At 74.6% G+C, this 20,656-nt stretch carries 18 protein-coding genes; 13 read left to right on the top strand and 5 right to left on the bottom strand.

Annotated elements, in window-relative coordinates; genetic code table 11:
• Nucleotides 1–5 precede the first annotated feature (5 nt).
• Nucleotides 6–1,595 carry a TauD/TfdA family dioxygenase gene (locus tag ACFWXO_RS20030; RefSeq protein ID WP_380525190.1) on the bottom strand — a complete coding sequence of 530 codons (1,590 nt, stop codon included), beginning with the start codon at nt 1,593–1,595 and terminating at the stop codon, nt 6–8.
• 299 nt (nt 1,596–1,894) lie between these two features.
• On the opposite strand from ACFWXO_RS20030, the gene ACFWXO_RS20025 reads away from it, so the two are divergent.
• A complete protein-coding gene (locus ACFWXO_RS20025) occupies nt 1,895–3,535 on the top strand; it encodes an APC family permease (protein ID WP_380525189.1) in 1,641 nt (546 codons plus the stop codon).
• A gap of 52 nt (nt 3,536–3,587) precedes the next feature.
• On the opposite strand, the gene ACFWXO_RS20020 is transcribed toward ACFWXO_RS20025, so the two are convergent.
• Entirely contained in the window at nt 3,588–4,667 is a 1,080-nt protein-coding gene (locus tag ACFWXO_RS20020) for a pyridoxal-phosphate-dependent aminotransferase family protein (protein ID WP_380525188.1), read from the bottom strand.
• A gap of 175 nt (nt 4,668–4,842) precedes the next feature.
• Between ACFWXO_RS20020 and ACFWXO_RS20015 the strand changes: the two genes are divergently transcribed.
• The 8 genes from ACFWXO_RS20015 (at nt 4,843) to ACFWXO_RS19980 (ending at nt 12,420) form a co-directional block, all read left to right on the top strand.
• Nucleotides 4,843–5,934 (top strand): amidohydrolase family protein, encoded by a 1,092-nt coding sequence (locus tag ACFWXO_RS20015; protein ID WP_380525187.1) that lies wholly within the window; start codon nt 4,843–4,845, stop codon nt 5,932–5,934.
• Nucleotides 5,935–6,047: 113 nt separating this feature from the next.
• Nucleotides 6,048–6,725 carry a uracil-DNA glycosylase gene (locus ACFWXO_RS20010; RefSeq protein ID WP_380525186.1) on the top strand — a complete coding sequence of 226 codons (678 nt, stop codon included), beginning with the start codon at nt 6,048–6,050 and terminating at the stop codon, nt 6,723–6,725.
• Nucleotides 6,726–6,940: 215 nt separating this feature from the next.
• Nucleotides 6,941–7,906 carry an SCO1860 family LAETG-anchored protein gene (locus ACFWXO_RS20005; RefSeq protein WP_380525185.1) on the top strand — a complete coding sequence of 322 codons (966 nt, stop codon included), beginning with the start codon at nt 6,941–6,943 and terminating at the stop codon, nt 7,904–7,906.
• Nucleotides 7,907–8,068: 162 nt separating this feature from the next.
• Nucleotides 8,069–9,091 carry a glutamine synthetase GlnII gene (glnII, locus tag ACFWXO_RS20000; RefSeq protein ID WP_375894540.1) on the top strand — a complete coding sequence of 341 codons (1,023 nt, stop codon included), beginning with the start codon at nt 8,069–8,071 and terminating at the stop codon, nt 9,089–9,091.
• A 266-nt stretch (nt 9,092–9,357) separates the two neighbouring features.
• Entirely contained in the window at nt 9,358–10,464 is a 1,107-nt protein-coding gene (locus tag ACFWXO_RS19995; protein WP_380525184.1) for an LLM class flavin-dependent oxidoreductase, read from the top strand.
• Between the two features lie 41 nt (nt 10,465–10,505).
• Entirely contained in the window at nt 10,506–11,042 is a 537-nt protein-coding gene (locus ACFWXO_RS19990; protein WP_375894546.1) for a hypothetical protein, read from the top strand.
• Nucleotides 11,039–11,587, top strand: coding sequence for a hypothetical protein (locus tag ACFWXO_RS19985; RefSeq protein ID WP_380525183.1), 549 nt, complete (start codon nt 11,039–11,041; stop codon nt 11,585–11,587). Before ACFWXO_RS19990 ends, ACFWXO_RS19985 begins: the two co-directional genes overlap by 4 nt.
• On the top strand, nt 11,581–12,420 hold the full coding sequence (locus tag ACFWXO_RS19980) for an MOSC domain-containing protein (RefSeq protein WP_380525182.1): 840 nt from the start codon (nt 11,581–11,583) through the stop codon (nt 12,418–12,420). The genes ACFWXO_RS19985 and ACFWXO_RS19980 overlap by 7 nt, the downstream gene beginning before the upstream one ends.
• On the opposite strand, the gene cobC is transcribed toward ACFWXO_RS19980, so the two are convergent.
• Nucleotides 12,386–13,528 (bottom strand): Rv2231c family pyridoxal phosphate-dependent protein CobC, encoded by a 1,143-nt coding sequence (gene cobC, locus ACFWXO_RS19975; RefSeq protein WP_380525181.1) that lies wholly within the window; start codon nt 13,526–13,528, stop codon nt 12,386–12,388. The genes ACFWXO_RS19980 and cobC overlap by 35 nt on opposite strands.
• On the bottom strand, nt 13,525–14,967 hold the full coding sequence (locus tag ACFWXO_RS19970) for a cobalamin biosynthesis protein (protein WP_380525180.1): 1,443 nt from the start codon (nt 14,965–14,967) through the stop codon (nt 13,525–13,527). Before ACFWXO_RS19970 ends, cobC begins: the two co-directional genes overlap by 4 nt.
• Nucleotides 14,968–15,241: 274 nt before the next feature.
• Between ACFWXO_RS19970 and ACFWXO_RS19965 the strand changes: the two genes are divergently transcribed.
• The 4 genes from ACFWXO_RS19965 (at nt 15,242) to ACFWXO_RS19950 (ending at nt 19,610) form a co-directional block, all read left to right on the top strand.
• Nucleotides 15,242–16,177: an alkaline phosphatase family protein gene (locus ACFWXO_RS19965; protein ID WP_380525179.1), complete on the top strand. Its 936-nt coding sequence runs from the start codon at nt 15,242–15,244 to the stop codon at nt 16,175–16,177.
• 5 nt (nt 16,178–16,182) lie between these two features.
• Nucleotides 16,183–17,514: an MFS transporter gene (locus ACFWXO_RS19960; protein ID WP_380525178.1), complete on the top strand. Its 1,332-nt coding sequence runs from the start codon at nt 16,183–16,185 to the stop codon at nt 17,512–17,514.
• Between the two features lie 71 nt (nt 17,515–17,585).
• Nucleotides 17,586–18,620 carry a TolB family protein gene (locus ACFWXO_RS19955; protein WP_380525206.1) on the top strand — a complete coding sequence of 345 codons (1,035 nt, stop codon included), beginning with the start codon at nt 17,586–17,588 and terminating at the stop codon, nt 18,618–18,620.
• A 96-nt stretch (nt 18,621–18,716) separates the two neighbouring features.
• Nucleotides 18,717–19,610 carry a hypothetical protein gene (locus ACFWXO_RS19950; RefSeq protein ID WP_380525177.1) on the top strand — a complete coding sequence of 298 codons (894 nt, stop codon included), beginning with the start codon at nt 18,717–18,719 and terminating at the stop codon, nt 19,608–19,610.
• A 70-nt stretch (nt 19,611–19,680) separates the two neighbouring features.
• Here the strand turns inward: ACFWXO_RS19950 and ACFWXO_RS19945 are convergent, their stop codons facing one another.
• Entirely contained in the window at nt 19,681–20,637 is a 957-nt protein-coding gene (locus ACFWXO_RS19945; protein ID WP_380525176.1) for an EamA family transporter, read from the bottom strand.
• Nucleotides 20,638–20,656 lie beyond the last annotated feature (19 nt).

Below are 20,656 nucleotides of genomic sequence, written 5' to 3'. Positions count from 1 at the left end.
GCGTCCTACCGCATGAGCGAGGCGAGCAGCGGGCGGTAGTGCTCGAAGTCCGGCGTCCGCAGGCCCGGCTCCTTCGCCTGCTCGTCCCACCGGCGCACGGCCACCGCGTGGACGGCGCCCGGGAGTTCGGCGAAGGCGGCGGCCTCCTCGGCGTCCATCGGGCCGCCCTGGACGGTGAGGGTGTACTCGGAGGCCTCGGAGAGCCGGGCGCGGTAGCCGGGCTCGACCGCGCACAGGTAGCGCTTGGCGGCCACGTGCAGCCGGACCGGCTCGGTGACCTCCGGGCCGAACCAGGCGGCCAACCGGTCGGCGCCGGTGTGGCTGTGCCGGTTGTCCTGACCTTCCATCAGATCTCGTCCGTGCAGCGGGCCGTGGCCGTGCTCATCAAAGAAGTGTCCGACGTCGTGCAGCAGGGCCGCGGCGACCAGGTGGCCGGGGGCCCCGGCGGCCTCGGCGGCGGCCGCGGCCTGGAGCATGTGCTCGGCCATGGTGACGGCCTCGCCCAGGTACTCCCCGGCGCCCTCGCCCGCGAACAGCCCGGCCAGTTCGTCCAGGGCGGCGGTGCGGCGGTGCAGCACGGCGAGGGTGCTGTGCAGGGAGTCCAGGTCCGCGTAGCAGCCCTGGAGGTGCCGGTGGCCGTCCTGCTGGAAGGCCGTACGGGCGTGCAGCAGGCGGGTGTTGTCGAAGACCAGGCAGTCGCCCGGGCCGAGCCGGAAGGTCAGCTGGAGCTCGGGGCGCAGGGTGATCGCGGCGAACCGGCGGTAGGCGGCGTAGAAGGCTTCCCGGTCGTCGCCGCGGAGCGTGCCGATCGAGCGGTTGTTGAACCGGACCTCGCGGATCCGGCCCAGCGGGTCCACGTCGATCAGCGGGCGGTCGGCGCGCAGTTCGGTGCGGCGGTCGCGGAAGACGAAGGGGACGGGGGTGCGGGTGAGCGTCGCGAAGTCCTCGGGGGCCTCGTCCCGGAGGATCGCGGCTGCCTGGAAGCCGTCCACCAGGCCGGAGTCGCCGCCGGTCGCCGAGTTCTCCAGGCAGTGCAGCAGCTGGAGGGTCGGCACCGGGTCGCGGTACGGGTTGTCGGTGTGCGGGGCGATCGTCCTGTTCGTGAACGCGAGGTTGTTGGGGTCCGGCTCGACCCGGACGTCGAACAGCTCGCCGTAGTTGGTGACCCGCACGTAGCCGAAGCTCTCGGCCACCCGCAGCACCTGCCGCTCCACGGTGGGCACCCCGCGCAGCACCGCGAAGCCGCTGCGCCGGACGGCGGCGAGGACGGCGGCCTGCTCGGCGGGGTCGGTGAGGTAGGCCTCCCAGTCGGCCTCGGGGATGCCGTGGGCGAAGTCGGCGGCCGTCCAGAGCCGCTTGTCCTGCTCGGTGCGACCGTCGCCGCCCGCCGGCTCGGCCAGCCAGGCGAGCGGGTAGCGGGAGCGGTGGCCGTCGGACCAGAGCACCTCCAGGTGGCCGTCGGTCTCCGTGCTCGCGGCGATCGCGAGGTCCGGCGGGAGGTCGTCGATCTGGAACAGCTTCTGGCCGTTGCGCGGGTCCCGGCAGTCGGCGCAGGGGCAGTTGTCGCGCAGCCAGTACGGCGGCAGCTCGGTCACGGTCTCCTCCTCGGCGGTAAGTTGTCTAGCCAACTTCGGCTCTGGGCGGAGCCTGCCGGTCCCCGGTGAGTTCCGCGTGCCGGTCGGATGAACGCCCGGGGAACTGTGTCGGGGGGAGTGACCGAAAACCGTTGGGGCGGGGCCGGGCCGGGCGGATGGTGCCGCGCCGACCGGCGGCCAGGTGCCGTCCGCTCCGGCCGTTCGGGTGAGGGGGCGTGGGGCGCGGCGCGTTTCTCGGTGGGTGCGGATGCCGCTGCGGCACTGTCGGGGGGATTCCCCGAGGTGAGAGGCGTGGCGCCATGGCCCATTCCAAGACGACGGCATCGCCCCCCACGGGGCACGGCGGGCTGAAGCGCGAGGTCGGCGTCGCCGGGCTGCTCTTCGCCTCGGTCGGCGCGATCATCGGCTCCGGCTGGCTGTTCGGGGCGCAGAAGGCGGCGGTGGCGGCCGGGCCCGCCGCGCTGCTGTCCTGGGGCATCGGCGCGGTGGCGATCGTCCTGCTGGCGCTGATCCATGCCGAGCTGGGCGGACTGTTCCCGGTCGCCGGCGGCACGGCCCGCTACCCCCACTACGCCTTCGGCGGCTTCGCCGGGATGTCCTTCGGCTGGTTCACCTGGCTCCAGGCCGCGACCATCGCGCCGATCGAGGTCCAGGCGATGATCAACTACGCCCGGCACTGGACCTGGGCGGACGGCTTCCTCAACAAGGACCTGACGCTGACCGGGACGGGCTTCCTGGTCGCGGCCGTGCTGATGGGCGTGTTCGTCGCGATCAACTTCCTCGGCGTCCGGCTCCTCGCCCACACCAACAGCGTGGCCACCGTGTGGAAGGTCGCGATCCCGATCCTGGCGATCTTCGCGCTCGGCATCCAGGACTTCCACGGCTCCAACTTCACCGTGCACGGCTTCGCCCCGGACGGCGCCAAGGGCGTGCTCGCCGCGATCAGCACCAGCGGCGTGATCTTCGCGCTGCTCGGCTTCGAGCAGGCCATCCAGTGGGCGGGGGAGAGCCGCAACCCCCGCCGGGACATCCCCCGGGCCGTCCTCGGGTCGGTGGTGATCGGCACGATCATCTACGTGCTGCTCCAGGTGGTGTTCATCGGCGCCCTGCCGCCGGAGACCTTCGCCGGGGGCTGGGCCAAGCTCGACTACCCGGGGATCAGCGGCCCGTTCGCGGGCCTCGCCACGCTGATCGGCCTCGGCTGGCTGGCGACGATCCTGTTCATCGACGCGGTGATCTCGCCCGCGGGCACCGGGCTGGTCTACATCACCTCCAGCTCCCGGGTCACCTACGGCCTCAGCCGCAACGGCTACGCGCCGCAGGCCCTGCAGTACACCGACCGCAACTCGGTGCCCTGGCTCGGGCTGCTGATCGCCTGGGTCGCCGGGGTGGTCTGCTTCCTGCCGTTCCCGAGCTGGCAGAAGCTGGTCGGCTTCATCACCTCGGCGGTGGTGCTGATGTACGCGGGCGCGCCGCTGGCCTTCGGGGTGCTGCGCAAGCGGCTGCCCGGGATGGAGCGCTCGTACCACCTGCCGGCCGGCACGGTCATCTCGCCGATCGCCTTCGCGGTGGCGAGCCTGGTCATCTACTGGTCCGGCTGGGACACCCTGTGGCGCCTCGGGCTGGCGATCCTGATCGGGTACGCGCTGCTCGGCGGGTACTCGGCGTACGCCGCCTCGAAGGGGGTGCCGAACGCGCCGCGGATGGACTTCAAGGCCGGGCAGTGGCTGCCGGTCTACCTGGTCGGGATGGGGATCGTCTCCTGGCAGGGCACCTTCGGCGTGGGCGCCCAGGGGAACCTGCCGCTGTGGTGGGACATCGGGGTCGTGGTGGTGTTCTCGCTGCTCATCTACTACTGGGCGCTGTCCGTCGCGCTGCCGGCGGAGGAGATCGAGCGGAACATCCGGGGCGTCGAGGTGGTGGACGCGGGCGGGCACTGAGCGCAGCCGGGAGAACGGCCCCCGAAGCGATCCGGGGGCCGTTCGGCGTTTCCTAGGCGGCGGCCTTCCACGCCGCCCCGGCCGCCTCCAGCGCCGCGTCGGCGTCGCCCCCGGTGGCCGTGGCGAGGGCGGTCAGGCAGGCCCGGACGGTGTCCAGCGAGGCCGCCGTGCCGTAGTGGTTGACGCGGAGCATGGAGGCCGCCAGCGCCCCGCCGCCGGGCTGGACGGGCAGCGCCGGGTCGAGGGCGGCGGCGAGCTCGGCGGCGTGCACCCCGGCCGGGGTGCGCAGGGTGGTGGCGACCGGAGCCGCGGCGGCGTCCTGGTGGACGTAGGGGCTGAGCGTGCCGAGGGCGCGGGCGCCGGCCCGGGTGGCGGCCGAGGCGGCGCGGTGCCGGGCGATCACGGTGGGCAGGCCGTCGGCGGCGATCCGGTCCAGGCAGGCGCCGAGCGCGAGCATCTCCAACTGGGCCGGGGCGTGCGGCAGTACGGTGCGGCCGGCGTCCGTCCAGCGCTCCTTCCAGTCCAGCAGGGACAGGTAGGAGCGGCGCGGGGCGGCCGGGTTGGCGGCGATCCGCTCCCAGGCGCGCTCGGAGACGGAGACGGCGGAGACCCCGGCCGGGCCGCCCATCGCCTTCTGGCCGCCGATCACGCACAGGTCGATGCCCCACTCGTCGGTGAGCAGCGGCTCGGCGGCGACCGAGGCGACCGCGTCGAGCATCAGCAGGGCGCCGTGCGCACGGACCACGGAGGCGATCCCGGCGACCGGGTTGGTGTTGCCGGTGGCGGCCTCGGCGTGCACCAGGGAGACGAAGTCGATCTCCGGGTGGCTCTCCAGCGCCTCGCCGACCTGCTCGGGGCTCACCGCGCTGTCGAAGGGCACCGCGAGGTCGACCACCGTCGTCCCGCAGGAGCGCAACCAGTTGCCGAAGGTCTGGCCGTACGGGCCGGTGACGATGTTGAGCGCGGTGGAGCCGGGGTGCGCGGCGCCGCGGATCGCGGCCTCCAGCGGCAGCAGGGCCTCGCCCTGGGTGACGATGACGTCGGCCCCGGTGTGCAGCAGCGCGGCGACCTGGTCCTCGATCGCCGCGAACCCGGCGGCGCTGAGCGGGGGGAGGTCGAGGAAGGAACTCACGCGCCCGCCTCGCTTCGCTCGGCGAGGGCGTTCGCCCACGCGCTCCTCTTGACGGTTCGCTCGCTGCGCTCTCTCACGGCTTCACGGCCTTTCACGGGGCGGGTGGTGGGTGCGGCAACGAGTCTGCCGCATGCGTGCCGGTGGCAGGGAACGCGCCCGTCGGTAGAGTGCGGCCATGACTGAAGGTGCGGTGCTGCACGTCCGGGGCCGGGTGCTGGTCGGTCCGGAGGAGGTCCGGGACGAACTCTGGGTGGTGGACGGGCGGGTGAGCTTCACCCGCCCGCCGACCGCCGGGGACGTCCGGACGGTGACGGGCTGGGTGCTGCCCGGCCTGGTGGACGCGCACTGCCACGTCGGCCTGGACGCGCACGGCGCCGTGGACGCCGAGACCAGCGAGAAGCAGGCGCTCACCGACCGTGACGCGGGCACCCTGCTGATCCGCGACGCCGGCTCGGCCGCCGACACCCGCTGGATCGACGGGCGCGAGGACCTGCCCCGGATCATCCGGGCCGGCCGGCACATCGCCCGCACCCGCCGCTACATCCGCAACTACGCCCACGAGATCGAGCCCGGGGACCTCGCCGCCTACGTGCGGGCCGAGGCCCGGCGGGGCGACGGCTGGGTGAAGCTGGTCGGCGACTGGATCGACCGCGAGCGCGGCGACCTCGCCGCCTGCTGGCCGGGCGACGCGCTGGCCGAGGCGATCGCGGCGGCGCACGAGGAGGGCGCGCGGGTCACCGCGCACTGCTTCGCGGCGGAGTCGCTGCCGGACCTGCTGGCGGCCGGGATCGACTGCGTCGAGCACGCCACCGGGCTGACCGAGGAGCTGATCCCGGCCTTCGCCGAGCGCGGGGTGGCCATCGTGCCGACCCTGGTCAACATCGCCACCTTCCCGCAGCTGGCGGCGGGCGGGGAGGCCAAGTTCCCGGCCTGGTCGGCGCACATGCGGCGGCTGCACGAGCGCCGCTACGACACCGTGGGCGCCGCGCACGACGCGGGCATCCCGGTGTTCGTCGGCACCGACGCGGGCGGTTCGCTCGCCCACGGGCTGGTCGCGGACGAGGTGGCGGAGCTGGTGAAGGCGGGGCTGAGCCCGGCCGAGGCGCTGTCGGCGGCGAGCTGGGGCGCACGGGAGTGGCTCGGGCGGCCGGGGCTGGAGGAGGGCGCTCCGGCGGACTTCGTGGTCTACGAGGAGGACCCGCGGGCGGACGTCCGGGTGCTCGCGGACCCGCGCACGGTGGTGCTGCGGGGGCGGCCGGTGGGGTGACCGGGCGCGGCGGTCGGCGAGGCGGTGGGCGGCCCGGTGGCTGCTCCCGGTGATCGTTCGCGGTGACCCTCCGTGGTGACGCCCTGTCGGTATCGGCCGATAGGGTGACGACCATGGCACCGCGTCCACTGAATGAGATCGTCGAGCCCGGCTGGGCCACCGCACTTGAACCCGTCGCCGGGCAGATCGCCGCGATGGGCGACTTCCTCCGCGCCGAGATCGCGGCGGGCCGCACCTACCTGCCGTCCGGGCCGAACGTGCTGCGGGCGTTCCAGCAGCCGATCGCCGACGTCCGGGTACTGATCGTCGGGCAGGACCCGTACCCGACGCCCGGCCACGCCGTCGGCCTGAGCTTCTCGGTTGCACCGGACGTCCGGCCGATCCCGCCGAGCCTGATCAACATCTTCCGGGAGTACGGCACCGACCTCGGCCTGCCGCAGCCGTCCAACGGCGACCTCACGCCCTGGACGCAGCAGGGCGTCCTGCTGCTGAACCGGGCGCTGACCACCCAGCCGCGCAACCCCCGGGCCCACAAGGGCAAGGGCTGGGAGGCGGTCACCGAGCAGGCGATCCGGGCGCTGGTGGCGCGCGGCGGTCCGATGGTGGCGATCCTGTGGGGCAGCGACGCCCGCAACCTGCGGCCGCTGCTGGGCACCATCCCGACGGTGGAGTCGGTGCACCCGAGCCCGATGTCGGCCGACCGCGGCTTCTTCGGCTCGCGGCCGTTCAGCCGGGCCAACGAGCTGCTGGTGCGGCAGGGGGCGCAGCCGGTGGACTGGCGGCTGCCGTAAGGGAGTTGCTCCCGTAGCAGATCCCGGTCAGTGCCGGACGTCAATCTCACCCCAACGAGTGAAATGACGTTCCGTGAGGCTCATGTGACGGATCGTTTGAGAAGACTGGCGGCTCATCGTTTCACCTGTGTGGGGGTCTCGCCATGTCTTCCCGGTCCTTCCGGTCTTCCCAGCTGTCCCGGCCGTCTCGCCGAATCGTTTCCGCTTCCGCCGCCGTGGCGGTGAGCACGCTGCTCACCGCCGGGCCCGTCCAGGCCGCGCCGGCCACGACCGGGTCGACCGCCTCCGCGCCGGCCACGACCGCTCCCTCGTCGGGCAAGGCCCGTGCCGTCACCGCCGAGGTCGCCCTGGACGTCAGCTTCCTGAACAAGGCGGTCGACGTCCCGGTGGACATCGCGCTCAACAAGGTGGAGACGCCCGAGCAGAGGGACGGCTCGGTGCTGACCGCCAAGGTCGCGGGCGTCGACCAGAACGGCCCGGTCGAGCTGGTCAAGGCGGACATCGGCACGTCCGTCACCCGGGTCGACGCCAAGGGCGCCACCGCCTCCGTCAAGCTGGTCAACGCCGACGTGCACGCCCCCGGCCTGCCCGCCACCGCGCTGCTCGGCCTGGAGGCGATGAGCGCCGAGGCCACCTGCCCGGTCGACGGGCAGCCGACCGCGAACGTGGTCGCCCCCGCCAAGCTGACCGTGCTGGGCAAGCCCGTCACCGTCGGGCTGTACGGCCCGACCAAGGTGGACGTGCCGCTGGTCGGCAGCGTGTCGGTGGAGTTCTCCAGGAAGAGCACCACCACGACCACCGCCGCCGCCTCGGCCCTGGAGGTGCAGGTGGAGGTGAACCCGCTCAACCTGAACGTCGCCAAGGTCACCGGGAAGATCACCGTCGCCTCGGTCAGCTGCGAGAAGCCGTCCGGCCCCGCCGCCACCGGCACTCCGAGCACGCCGGGCACCCCGAGCGCCGTGCCGACGTCCTCGCCCGCCGCCCAGCCGGTCGCGGACGTCGGCACCTCGCGCGCCGCCGTGCCGCAGGCGGCGGTGGAGAAGCCCGAGCGGCTCGCCACCACCGGCGGCAGCAGCGCCACCGGCCCGCTGGCCGCCGGGGCCGCCGCCCTGGTCGCGGGCGGTGCGGCCGCGCTGTGGGCCACCCGGCGCCGCCGGGCCGCGCACGCGCGTCGCGGCTGAGCACCCGCAGCGGTGCGGGGTGCCACGCCCGGCACTCCCGCACCGTGACCGTGCCGATGCGGACGGTTGGTTCACATGCGCGTTACACGAGAGGAACAACCGGGAAACGGCGGCTTGCGACGCTACGCGGGCATCCACCACCCAGCAATCGAGGGACACGCCGTGGCAATCAAGGCCGAGTACATCTGGATCGACGGCACCAAGCCGACCGCGAAGCTCCGTTCCAAGACTCGCGTCCTGCCCAACGCCGACAAGATCCCGACCTGGGGCTTCGACGGTTCCTCGACCAACCAGGCCGAGGGCCACGCCTCGGACCGCGTGCTGGACCCGGTGAAGGTCACCAAGGACCCGATCCGCGGTGGCGACAACATCCTCGTCCTGTGCGAGGTCCTGGAGACGGACGGCACCCCGCACGAGTCCAACACCCGCGCCCTGCTGCGCGAGGTCGAGGAGAAGTACACCGTGCAGGAGTCGATCTTCGGCATCGAGCAGGAGTACACCTTCTTCAAGGGCTCCCGCCCGCTGGGCTTCCCCGAGGGCGGCTTCCCGGCCCCGCAGGGCGGCTACTACTGCGGCGTCGGCGCCGAGGAGGTCTTCGGCCGCGAGATCGTCGAGCTGCACCTGGACCGCTGCATGGACGCCGGCCTGGCGATCTGCGGCATCAACGCCGAGGTCATGCCCGGCCAGTGGGAGTTCCAGATCGGCCCGGTCGACGCCCTGACCGTCTCGGACGACCTGTGGATCGCCCGCTACCTGCTCTACCGCACCGCCGAGGAGTTCGGCATCGACGCCACCCTGGACGCCAAGCCGGCCCGGGGCGACTGGAACGGCGCGGGCGCCCACACCAACTTCTCCACCAAGGCGATGCGCGAGGGCTACGACGCCATCATCACCGCCTGCGAGTCGCTCGGCGCCTCCCAGGAGATCGTGATGGACCACGTCACCCAGTACGGCGCCGACATCGAGTCCCGCCTGACCGGCAAGCACGAGACCGCCCCGTGGAACGTCTACAGCTACGGCGTCTCCAACCGCGGCGCGTCGGTCCGCATCCCGTGGCAGGTCGAGGTGGAGCAGAAGGGCTACATCGAGGACCGTCGCCCGAACGCCAACGTCGACCCGTACGTCGTCACCCGCCTGCTGATCAACACCTGCTGCGCGGCCCTGGAGAAGGCCGGCCAGGTCTGATCCCCGCCCCTGGCGTGCACCGTCCGTAGGCCCTTCCCCGCCCGGGGGAGGGCCTACGGGCTCTGCCCTGCCCGGTGTTCGCCGGGTCGGGCATAATCGAGCGCATGACCGCTCCCCGTCCCCGCCTCCTCGTGCGCCGACTGCACGTGGACCTGGCGCGGGTGTGGGCGGCCGGCTGTCGTCGTTGTCGGTGAGTTCTCAGCAGCAGGACCGAAGCAGGACCGACCGACCCCAGACCGCACCGGCCGCAGGAGTGTGTCCGTTCCATGGCTCTCACCTTCCACTGGTTCCTCCCCACCAACGGCGACAGCCGGCAGATCGTCGGCGGCGGGCACGGCTCGACGCCCGGGACGGCCGGCTCCGACCGGCCGCCGAGCATCGGCTACCTGGGCCAGATCGCCCGCAGCGCCGAGCAGTTGGGCTTCGAGGGGGCGCTCACGCCGACCGGTGCCTGGTGCGAGGACGCCTGGCTGACCACCGCGATGCTGACCCAGGTGACCGAGCGGTTGAAGTACCTGGTGGCGTTCCGGCCCGGGCAGCTCAGCCCCACGCTGGCGGCGCAGATGGCCGCGACCTACCAGCGGCAGTCCGGCGGGCGGCTGCTGCTCAACGTGGTGACCGGCGGCGAGTCCGCCGAACAGCGGGCCTACGGGGACTTCCTGGACAAGGACGCCCGCTACGCCCGCACCGGGGAGTTCCTGGGCATCACCCGGCGGCTCTGGGCGGGGGAGACCGTCGACCACGACGGCCCCCATCTGCGGGTCGAGCGGGCGCGCCTGACCCGGCTGCCCGACCCGGTGCCGCCGGTGTACTTCGGCGGCTCCTCCCCGGCGGCCGGCGAGGTCGCGGCCCGCTCCGCCGACGTCTACCTGACCTGGGGCGAACCGCCCGCCCAGGTGCGGGAGAAGATCGGGTGGATCCGTGAGCTGGCCGCCGCCCGGGGCAGGACGGTGCGGTTCGGGATCCGCCTGCACGTGATCACCCGGGACAGCTCCGCGCAGGCCTGGGCGGAGACCGAACGGCTGCTCGCCGGCATGGACCCGGGGCGGGTCCGGGAGACCCAACGGGCCCTCGCCGAGAGCGAGTCGGAGGGGCAGCGGCGGATGCTCGCGCTGCACGGCGGCTCGGCGCAGCGGCTGGAGGTGCACCCGGGGCTGTGGGCCGGCATCGGGCTGCTCCGCGGCGGGGCGGGCACCGCGCTGGTGGGCAGCCACCGGGAGGTCGCCGACCTGATCGCCGAGTACCACGAGCTGGGGATCGACGAGTTCGTGCTGTCGGGCATGCCGCACCTGGAGGAGGCCTACTGGTTCGGCGAGGGGGTCCTGCCGCTGCTGGCCGCCCGCGGCCTGTGGCGCCGACCGCAGGCGGGGTAAACCACTGGTCAATCCCGGTCGCCCGCCGGAGAATTCACGGCATGACTCGACAGCCGCTGCTCCTCCTCGACGTGGACGGACCCCTCAACCCCTACGCCGCGCCGAGGCTGCGGCGGCCGGACGGCTACCGGACGCACGAGCTGATGCCCACCTGGTGGGCCGATCGGCAGACCAGGCGCTCCGCCGACGGCGAGGCGAAGCCGTTGCGGGTGTGGCTGAACCCGGCGCACGGTCCGGAACTGCTGGCGCTGCCGTACGAGTTGGTGTGGGCGACGACCTGGATGGACGAGGCGAACGCCCTGATCGGCCCGCGCCTCGGGCTGCCCGAACTCCCCTACGTCCGCTGGACGGAGCTGTTCGGCGAGGACCCGGACGGGCTGCACTGGAAGACGAAGGACGTGGTGGCCTGGGCCGCCGGGCGGCCGTTCGTCTGGGTCGACGACGAACTCGGGCCGCAGGACGCCGAGTGGATCGCGGCGCACCACCCGGGCCCGGCGCTCACCCTGCACGTCAACCCCCGGGTCGGCATGCTCGCCGGCGACTTCGCGACCCTGCGGGACTGGGCGGCCGCCGCATGACCGGGTCGCCGTTGCTCCTGATCGACGTGGACGGGCCGCTCAACCCCTACGCCGCACCGGACTCCCGCTGCCCCGAGGGCTACGGCACCCACCGGCTGCTGCCCGAGTCCTGGGTCGCCCGGCACGCTCCGCAGCCGCGGGAGCAGGTCGAGCCGCTGCGAGTGTGGCTGAATCCGGCGCACGGGCCGGAACTGCTCTCGCTGCCGTACGAGTTGGTCTGGGCGACCACCTGGATGGACGAGGCGAACACCTTCATCGGCCCGCGCCTCGGGCTGCCCGAGCTCCCGTACGTCCGCTGGACCAACCTGTTCGGCGAGGGCGGGGAGGACCCGGACGGGCTGCACTGGAAGACCAGGGACCTGGTGGCCTGGGCCGCCGGGCGGCCGTTCGTCTGGCTGGACGACGAACTCGGGCCGCAGGACATCGAGTGGATCGCGGCGCACCACCCGGCCGAGGCGCTGCCGCTCTGGGTCGACCCCCGGGCGGGGCTGCGGGACCTGCACTTCGCGGCCCTGCGGGAGTGGGCGGAGGACGCGGAGTGCTGAGCGGCGGATCCGCGGGCGAGCTGGTCGGCCGGGTCGAGCGGCTGCGGCGCTACCCGGTCAAGTCGCTGCTGGGGGAGGACCTCCCGGCGGCCGAGGTGTCCACGAGGGGCCTGGCCGGGGACCGGGCGCGCGCCCTGCTCGGCCTGGAGACCGGGCGGGTGGCCAGCGCCAAGAACCCCCACCGCTGGGCCGGGCTGCTCGACTACTCGGCGACGGCCACGGCGGACGGCCGGGTGGCGGTGACCGGCCCGGACGGGCGCGCCGCGGGCGAGGCGGAGCTGTCCGAGGCCTTCGGCCGCAAGCTCGCCCTGATCGCCGAGCGCCCGCCCGGCGCGGAGGTCGAGCGGGCCGTCCCGGAGGAGGTGCTGGCGCGCGGGATCGAGGCGGAAGTGCCGGTGACCGTCAACGAGTTGGGGCGGGCCGCACCGGACGGCGGGTTCTTCGACTTCGCCCCGCTGCACCTGATCACCAGCTCCACACTGCTCGCCTTCGGCGTCGAGGCGGAGCGCTACCGGCCGAACCTGGTGCTCCGCACCGAGGGCGAGGGATTCGTCGAGAACGCCTGGGTGGGGCGGGAGTTGACCGTCGGGGAGAGCCTGCGGCTGCGCATCGTGGCACCCACCCCGCGCTGCGCCGTCCCCACCCTGCGGCACGGCCCGCTGCCGCGCCGGACGGAGGCGCTGCGGGGCCCGGCCGCACGCAACCGGCTGGTCCCGCTGGCGGGCATGCCGGCGCTGCCCTGCGCGGGGGTGTACGCCCAGGTGCTGGCGCCGGGGGCGATCCGCACCGGCGACCCGGTCAGGCTGGACGCAGCGCCGCCTCCAGGGCGCTGAGGAAGCGGTCGGTGGTCTCCTCGTCCCGGACGGCGATCCGCAGCCAGTCCTCGCCCAGGCCGGGGAAGGTGTCCCCGCGCCGGACGGCGAAGCCGAGCTCGCGCAGCCGCGCCCGGACCGCCGCCGCGCCCGGCAGCCGGACCAGGACGAAGGAGGCGGCCGGCTCGCCGTGCAGCCGTACGGTCGGGAAGGCGGCCAGGCCCTTCACCAAGTAGTCGCGCCACAGGGTGAGTTCGGCGGCCGCCCGGTCCGCCTCGGCGAGCGCCGCCGGGCCGCTGCACGCCTCGGCGGCGGCCAGTGCCGGGGTGGAGACCGGCCAGAGCGGCTGGGCGGCGCCGAGGGCGGCGATCAGCGGCGCCGGTCCGAGCGCGTAGCCGATCCGCAGTCCGGCCAGGCCCCAGGTCTTGGTGAGGCTGCGCAGGACGACGACCCGGCCGGGGAGGTCCCGGGCGGCGGCGAGGGACTCGCGCTCCCCGGGCACGGTGTCCATGAACGCCTCGTCCACCACCAGGGTGCGCCCCGGGCGGGCGAGCGCGGCGACAGCTTCGGCGGGGTGCAGGACGGAGGTCGGGTTGGTCGGGTTGCCGAGGACGACCAGGTCCGCCTGCTCGGGGACGGCGCCCAGTCGGAACCCGTCCCCGGGGGAGAGCAGCACCCGGTGCACCCGGTGCCCGGCGTCCCGCAGTGCGGCCTCCGGCTCGGTGAACTGGGGGTGCACCACGACGATGTGACGTGCAGTCAGAACTCGGGCGAGCAGCACGAAGGCCTCCGCGGCCCCCGAGGTGAGCAGCACCTCCTCGACCGGGCGCCCGTGCCGGGCGGCCACCGCCGCGCGGGCGGCGCCCTGGTCGGGGTAGGCGGCGAGGGTGCCGAGGGTGGCGGCCAGGTGCTCGCGCAGCCAGGCGGGCGGCGTGCCGGTGCGGACGTTGACGGCGAGGTCGACCAGGCCGCTCCCGTCGGCGCGCACCTCGGCGTCGCCGTGGTGGCGCAGGTCGGGTTCGGCGGCGGCCGGGTCCGTGGTGGCCGGGTCGGTGGCGGTGGCGGTGGCGGTGGCGGTGGCGGTGGCGGTGGTGGTGGCGGTGGTGGCGGTCGGGTCGGTGGCGGTCATGCGGGGACCCCGTCCGTGTCGGCGGGCAGGCCGGGCGCGCCGGGCAGGCCGGGCACCCGTAGGAGCTCGTACGCCCCGGCGGGCACGGTGAGCCCGGCGCCGTCGCCCAGGGCGACCAGCGCGACGGCGTGCCCGTGCGCGGCGAGGGTGGCGGCCGCCCCGGCCGGGTCGACCGCCCGGCCGGCCCGGTCGGTCGCCACCCCGGCCCGGTCCAGTACCGCGCCCCGGGCGTTCCGCACCGTCCCGGGCTCCGGCAGTACGACCTGTCGCGTCCCCGGCCGGAGCAGCGCGGCCACCGCCTCGACGTCCGCCGGCCGGCCCACCACCACCGAGGCGCGGCGCAGCTCGGCCAGCGCGCGCGGCACCAGCAGGTCGTGGGCGCCCGGCCCGAGGCCGATCAGCGCCAGCCGGCCGCGCACCGCCGCCCGGGCGATCGCGATCGTGGCCGTGGCCGACTTCCGCTTGGGGACGACGAGTTCGCCGCCGTCGGCGCCGGCCAGGGCCGCCGCCTCGGCGACGCTCGCGGTGCCGACGGCCGTGCCGACCGCCGCGGACGGGTTCGGCACGGTGAGCCGGGCCAGGGCCTCGGCCGGGTGCTCGTCGACCGGCACGTTCAGGCAGCGCGCGGCCCATCGCACCGCCGGGTGGTCGGCCTTGCCGGTCACGGTGGCGATCCGGGCGATCGCCGAGCGCAGGTAGCCGGTCTCCTTGAGCACGTCCGTCAGCAGGCGCATGGCGTCGGCCGATCCGGTGCCGCTGCCCGCGCCGATGCCGACGACCAGGGTGCGCGGGACGACGAGGAGGTCCTCGCCGTCCGGGTCCTCGCGGTCGGTGACCCGCAGGACGGGGGCGTCCTCGGGCGCGTCCGGCCGTACGTTCGGGGGCAGTGCGGGCAGCGGGTACGCCACCTCGGTGACCAGCCGTACCGGCCGGCCGTCCGCCGCCGCCTCCGCGGCCTCGCCGGCACCGGCCCGGCGGTACCGGACGGCGTGCGGGGTCAGCACGTCGAGGGGGTTCCCGGCGTCGGCCGGGTTCCCGGGGGCGGGCGGGTTCCCGGGGGCGGGCGGGTTCCCGGGGTCGGGCTGCGGGCCGGTGAACACCGGGGTGACGCCGAGGGCGCCGGCCACCTCCTCGGCCAGCTCCACTGCGGAGTCGGAGTGGGTCAGCGGGATCACCCAGCGCCGGCCAGGGTCCACGCAGAGCACCTCGGCGCCGCGCGGGACGTCGACGCGGGGGTCGGTCAGCAGTCCGACGACGGCGGCGAGCGATCCGACGGCGATCACCTGGCGGTGGCGGTCGAGGGCGAACTGCATCGCCTCCGGCCCCTGGAAGCAGTTGCCGCGCGAGGCCCGGTAGGCGTGGCTGCTCTCCGGCCAGAGCTCCTGCAGCTCGTCGGTCAGCGGGCGGCCCGGCCCGTAGATGGCGACCAGTCCGATCACGTACCGCACTCCTTGCCGTCCCCGGCCCGGTGCTCGCGGGCCCCAGTGATCCCACCACGGGCGGTGGAGGGGGGTCAATCGCGGCGGGTGTGACCTGCGCCGTGGTTCCCGGCAGCTGCCCTGCACGGTGTGGTCCGGCGTCCGGTTGCTCCGTACCGGGACCGCCTCGCAGCTGTTCGTCTGTTCTTCACTTCTCTTGTGCGGTACACGACACGCCGCGATCCTACTGTTCTCGGCGCTCCCGCCCCGGAAGCCCCGACCCCCGGAGGACCCCATGGCCTTCGCACGACCCCGCACCCCCGGCACCCCCACGGCCGGCCCGCGCCCCGCCCGTCGCCGCAGGCTCCGCCCGATCACCGCCCTCGCCACCGGCCTCGGCCTGGTCGCCGGCTCGCTCGGCCTGTGGGCCGCGAGCGGCGACGCGGCCGCCGACACCGCCGCCGCCCTGCCCTCGCCCGACCACATCGTGGTCGTGATGATGGAGAACCACGCCTACTCGCAGGTGATCGGCAGCTCCAACGCGCCGTACTTCAACAACACCCTGGCGGCCGGCGGCGCGAAGCTGACCCAGTCCTACGCGCTCACCCACCCCAGCCAGCCCAACTACTACATGCTGTTCTCCGGCAGCGCCCAGGGCGTCACGGACGACAGCTGCGTGGACGTCGGCGCGATGCAGCAGCCCAACCTCGCCTCCGAGCTGCTCGCCGCCAACCAGACCTGGGCCAGCTACAACGAGGGCCTGCCCTCGGTCGGCGCCACCGACTGCCGGGTCGACAACTACGCCCAGAAGCACAACCCGTGGTTCGGCTTCGGCAACGTGCCCACCTCCACCGCCTACGGCATGGACGCCTTCCCGACCGACTTCACCACCCTGCCGAAGGTCTCCTTCGTCACCCCGGACCTCTGCGACGACATGCACGACTGTTCGGTCGGCACCGGCGACACCTGGCTGCAGAACAACCTCGACGCCTACGCCCAGTGGGCCAAGAGCAACAACAGCCTGCTGGTGGTGACCTTCGACGAGGACAACAAGCTGTCGGGCAACCGCATCCCGACCCTCGTCTACGGCGCCCACGTCGCCCCCGGCAGCTCCACCTCCACCCGGTACAACCACTACGACGTGCTGCACACCCTGGAGGACCTGGCCGGCGTCAACGCCCACGCCGGCAACTCCGCCGGGGCCTCCGACATCACCGGCATCTGGAACTGACGCCCGTGTACGTCGCGGACTCCCGCAGCTCGAAGGCCCCCGTCGCACCGGCCACCGGCCAGGTGCGGCGGGGCGCCGCCCTGCGCTCGGTGCCGGGGGCGGTCCTCGCCCTCGGCGCGGTCAGCATGGTCACCGACGTCTCCTCGGAGATGGTCAACGCCGTGCTGCCGCTCTACCTGCTCACCGGACTCGGCCTCTCCCCGCTCGGCTTCGGCCTGCTCGACGGCATCCAGAACGGGTTCAGCGCCCTGGTCCGTTTGGTCGGCGGCCACCTCGCCGACCGCCGCGGCCGCGACGGGGCCGCCCGGCACAAGGCCGTCGCGGCCGTCGGCTACGGGCTCTCCGCGGTGTGCCGGCCCCTGCTGCTGTTCGTCCACACCGTGCCGCTGATCGGCGCCGTCATCGCCGTCGACCGCACCGGCAAGGGCCTGCGCACCGCCCCCCGGGACGCGATGATCTCGCTGGCCACCGAACCCGCCCACCGCGGCCGGGCGTTCGGCGTGCACCGGGCGATGGACACCGCGGGCGCCCTGCTCGGCCCGCTCACCGCCTTCCTGGTGCTGCGGCTGGCCGGCAGCCCGCTGCTCGCCGACGGCGGCGAACGGCACGGCTACGACGCGGTGTTCACGGTCAGCGCCTGCGTCGCGGCGCTCGGCGTGCTGATCCTGCTGCTGTTCGTGCCGAACCGGCAGACCGGCGAGGCGCCGTCGACCGCCACCCCCTCGCTGCGCAGCAGCCTCACCCTGCTGCGCCTGCCCGGACTGCGCCGGCTCACCCTGTGCGCCGTCCTGCTCGGGCTCACCACGGTCAGCGACTCCTTCCTCTACCTGCTGATCCAGCGCCGGCTCGGCCTGTCCGTCACCCTGTTCCCGCTGCTCCCGCTCGGCACCGCGGCCGCCTTCCTGCTGCTCGCCGTCCCGTTCGGCGCGCTCGCCGACCGGATCGGGCGCCGCCGCCTCTTCCTGCTCGGCCACGGGGTCCTGCTGCTCGGGTACGGGCTGCTGCTCTCGCCGCTGCGCGGACTGCCCGCCGTGCTCTGCGTGCTGCTGCTGCACGGCTCCTTCTACGCGGCCACCGACGGCGTGCTCGCCGCCGCCGCGGCCGACGCCGTCCCCGCCGAACAGCGCGGCGCCGGGCTCGCCCTGGTCGGCACCGGGCAGGCGCTGGCCCGGTTCGCCTGCTCGCTGCTGTTCGGCGCGCTGTGGAGCGCGGTGGGCGGGTCGACCGCCCTCGCCTGGTCCGCGGGCGCCCTGGCGCTGTGCGTGGCCGGCGCGGCGGTGGTGCTGCGCCGTTCGGAACCCGTCGTCGTGGAGCAGAGCGTGGAGGAGAGTCCGTGACCCCGCAGAACGTGAACCCGCAGAACGTGAACCCCCAGAACGTGAACCCGCAGAACGTGAACCCGCAGAACGTGAACCCCTGGAACAACCGCAGCCGGGTGCTCGTGCTGCTGATCGCCGTCCTGGTGCTCGGTGCGGTCGGCACCGGCGCCGTCCTCTACGCCGCCGACCGCAGCTCCGAACGGGACCGCGCCCAGGCCGGCGGGCCGGCCGTCGAACCCGGCCCGGTCTCGCTCCGAGTGCCGACCAGTGGAAGGCAGTTGCTCTTCCGCAACATGGCCTGGGGGCCGCACCGGGACGAGATCACCAGCGTCCCCGCCGACCACCCCGACGGCCCGCGCACCGCCTCCGGCACCCAGTGCCTGCGCTTCCACGCCGCCGCCGGCACCGGCATCTGCCTCCAGGCCCAGCACGGCGCGCTCGACGACACCTACCGCGCCGTCGTCCTGGACGACCACCTGCACGAGCGGCGCTCCTTCCCCGCCGCCGGCATCCCCACCCGCTCCCGGGTCTCGCCGTCCGGACACCTCGCCGCCTGGACCGTCTTCGTCAGCGGGGACTCCTACGCGGGCTCGGACTTCTCCACCCGCACCTCGATCGTCGACGTGCGGGACTGGAACCTGCGGGAGAACCTGGAGGACTTCGCCGTCGTCAAGGACGGCCACCCGTACCAGGCGCACGACGTCAACATCTGGGGCGTCACCTTCGCCGACGACAACACCTTCTACGCCACCCTCGCCAGCTCCGGGCAGACCCACCTCGTCCGCGGCGACCTCGCCGCCCGCACCCTCACCACCCTGCACGACAACGTCGAGTGCCCCTCGCTCTCCCCGGACGGCACCCGCATCGCGTACAAGAAGCGCGTCCCCGGCCTGTCGCCCGACGCCCCCTGGCGGCTGTACGTCCTGGACCTCGCGACCGGCACCGAGACCGCCACCGCCGAGCAGCGCAACATCGACGACCAGGCGCTCTGGTCCGACACCGGGACGCTGGTGTACGCCCTGCCCGGCGACTACGGCGCCGACCTGTGGACCGTCCCGGCCGACGGCTCCGGTGCCCCGCGGCTGGTCACCAAGGCCGCCGTCGCCCCCGCCTACCTGGGCTGAGGAACTCTCCGCTAGCGTCCCACGTCGAGCAGAGTGCGACGTCCCGACCCGAGGTGCCGGTCGGACGTCCTGATCGAAGCGGGGGAACGAGCAACCGTGGACGGCATCCCACCCGAGCGCGTGGTCACCGACTCCTGGCCCGCCCTGCACGGCCGACCGGTCCTGCGGCGCACCGTCGCCGTCGGACTCGTGCTGTGCGTGTCCGCCGGCGCCGCCCTGATGGTGCGCGGCGTCAACGCGCTCACCGTCGGCCGGGTCGGGCGGGAGACCGACCGGGACCGCGCCGAACGGCTGGCGGGCCTCCACCCCTCCCAGCACCCAGGCGCGGGCCGCTACTACGTCCCGGTCGGGGCCGTCTACACCCGCACCTCGGACGGCGCGCCCGTCGCCTACCTCCACTACCGCCTCGGCGGCGGCAAGGAGCCCGGGCTCGGCGACTTCCTGCGCGCCTACGACCTCCCGGCGCCCGGACCCGCCGCCCCGCTGCCGCCGGACCTCGCGGCCGCCCTCGGGGGCGACGAGCCGTCCGAGGCGCCGGAGCTGCCGGAGCCTGCGGTGGAGTCGGCGGGGTCGGTGGGGGTGGCGGGGTCGCTGGGGGAGTCGGGAGCGCCCTCGCCCGTGCCGTCGGGGTCCGCGTCGGCCTCCGCCCCCGCTGCCGTGGTGGCCCCCGGGGCGGGCGTCGCGCCGATGGCCGTCGCGGCGGATCCCGCCCCGGCCGATCCCGACCCGGACGGCTCCGGAGGCGGTGTCCCGGAGGCCGGTACGGACGACGGGGCCGAGGACGGCTCCGGAGGCACCGGCGGCGCGGGCGGTACCGCGCACGTCCCCGAGGACAGCACCCCCGACCCGGTCCCCACCCCGACCTGGACGCCCACCACCAGCCCGTCCGCCGTCCCCACCCGGGCCCCGTCGGCCCGCCGGATCTACGTGGCCGCCGTCCCGGGCGGGCTGCCGGGCGCCGCCGACATCTACATCCGCGCCACGGGCTGAGCCCGGGTACGTCCGTGCCCCGCCGGCCGGTGGCCGACGGGGCGGGGACGGGAGCGCAGGGTGCGGGCCCTCAGCGGGCGACCGCCGGTGCCCGGCGCTCGGGGGCGGTGGCGGGGACGCGGGCCGAGGCGGCTGCCGGGGCGGGGATCGGCGCGGTGACCGGCGTGGTCCGGCGGGCCGGGGCCTGGCCGATCAGCATCGCGCCGAGTGCCAGCACCAGCCCCAGCACCTGCCACGGGGTGAGCGTCTGGCCGAGCACCACCAGGCCGCCGACGGTGGCCACCACCGGGTTGACCAGCCCCAGGAAGGACACCGGACCGGCGCCGAGCCGCTCGATGCCGCGGAACCACAGCACGTAGCCGAGCGCGGTGCTGAGCAGCCCGAGGTAGGCGAAGCCCGCCAGGTTGGCGGTGCTCAGGGCCGGCGGCGCGCCCTCGACCAGGGCCGCCAGCGGGACGAGGAAGACCGAGCCGGCCAGCAGCTGCCAGGCGGTGAGGTCGATCATGGTGGCGCCCTCCGGGCGGCCCCAGCGGCGGGTCAGCACGGTGCCCGTGGCCATCAGGCCGATCGCGGTGACCATCGCGGCGATGCCGATGCCGTCCAGCTTCGCGCCGCTCTTGAGCACCAGCAGCGCCACCCCGGCGACCCCGACCAGTCCGGCGAGCAGCGCCCGCCGCCCGGGCCGGACCCGGAGCACCCCGACCGAGAGCCCGGCGACCAGCAGCGGCTGGATCGCCCCGATGGTGGCCGCCACGCCGCCGGGCAGGCGGTAGGCGCCGACGAAGGTGAGCGGGAAGAACAGTCCGATGTTGAGCATCCCGAGCACCGCCGCGCGCCCCCACCAACGCCCCTTGGGCAGCTTGCGGCCGATCAGCAGCAGGAGCAGCCCGGCGGGCAAGGCCCGCAGCGCGGCGAGCAGCAGCGGGCGGCCCTCGGGCAGCAGCTGGGTGGTGACCAGGTAGGTGGTGCCCCAGGCGGCCGGGGCGAGTGCGGCGGTGACGGCGATCCCTGCGCGCTTGCGGTCCATGGCGGTTCCCAATCCCCTC

The organism is Kitasatospora sp. NPDC059088 (assembly GCF_042738155.1).
Taxonomy (GTDB): domain Bacteria; phylum Actinomycetota; class Actinomycetes; order Streptomycetales; family Streptomycetaceae; genus Kitasatospora.
This window is presented reverse-complemented; position numbering and strand designations above follow the sequence as displayed.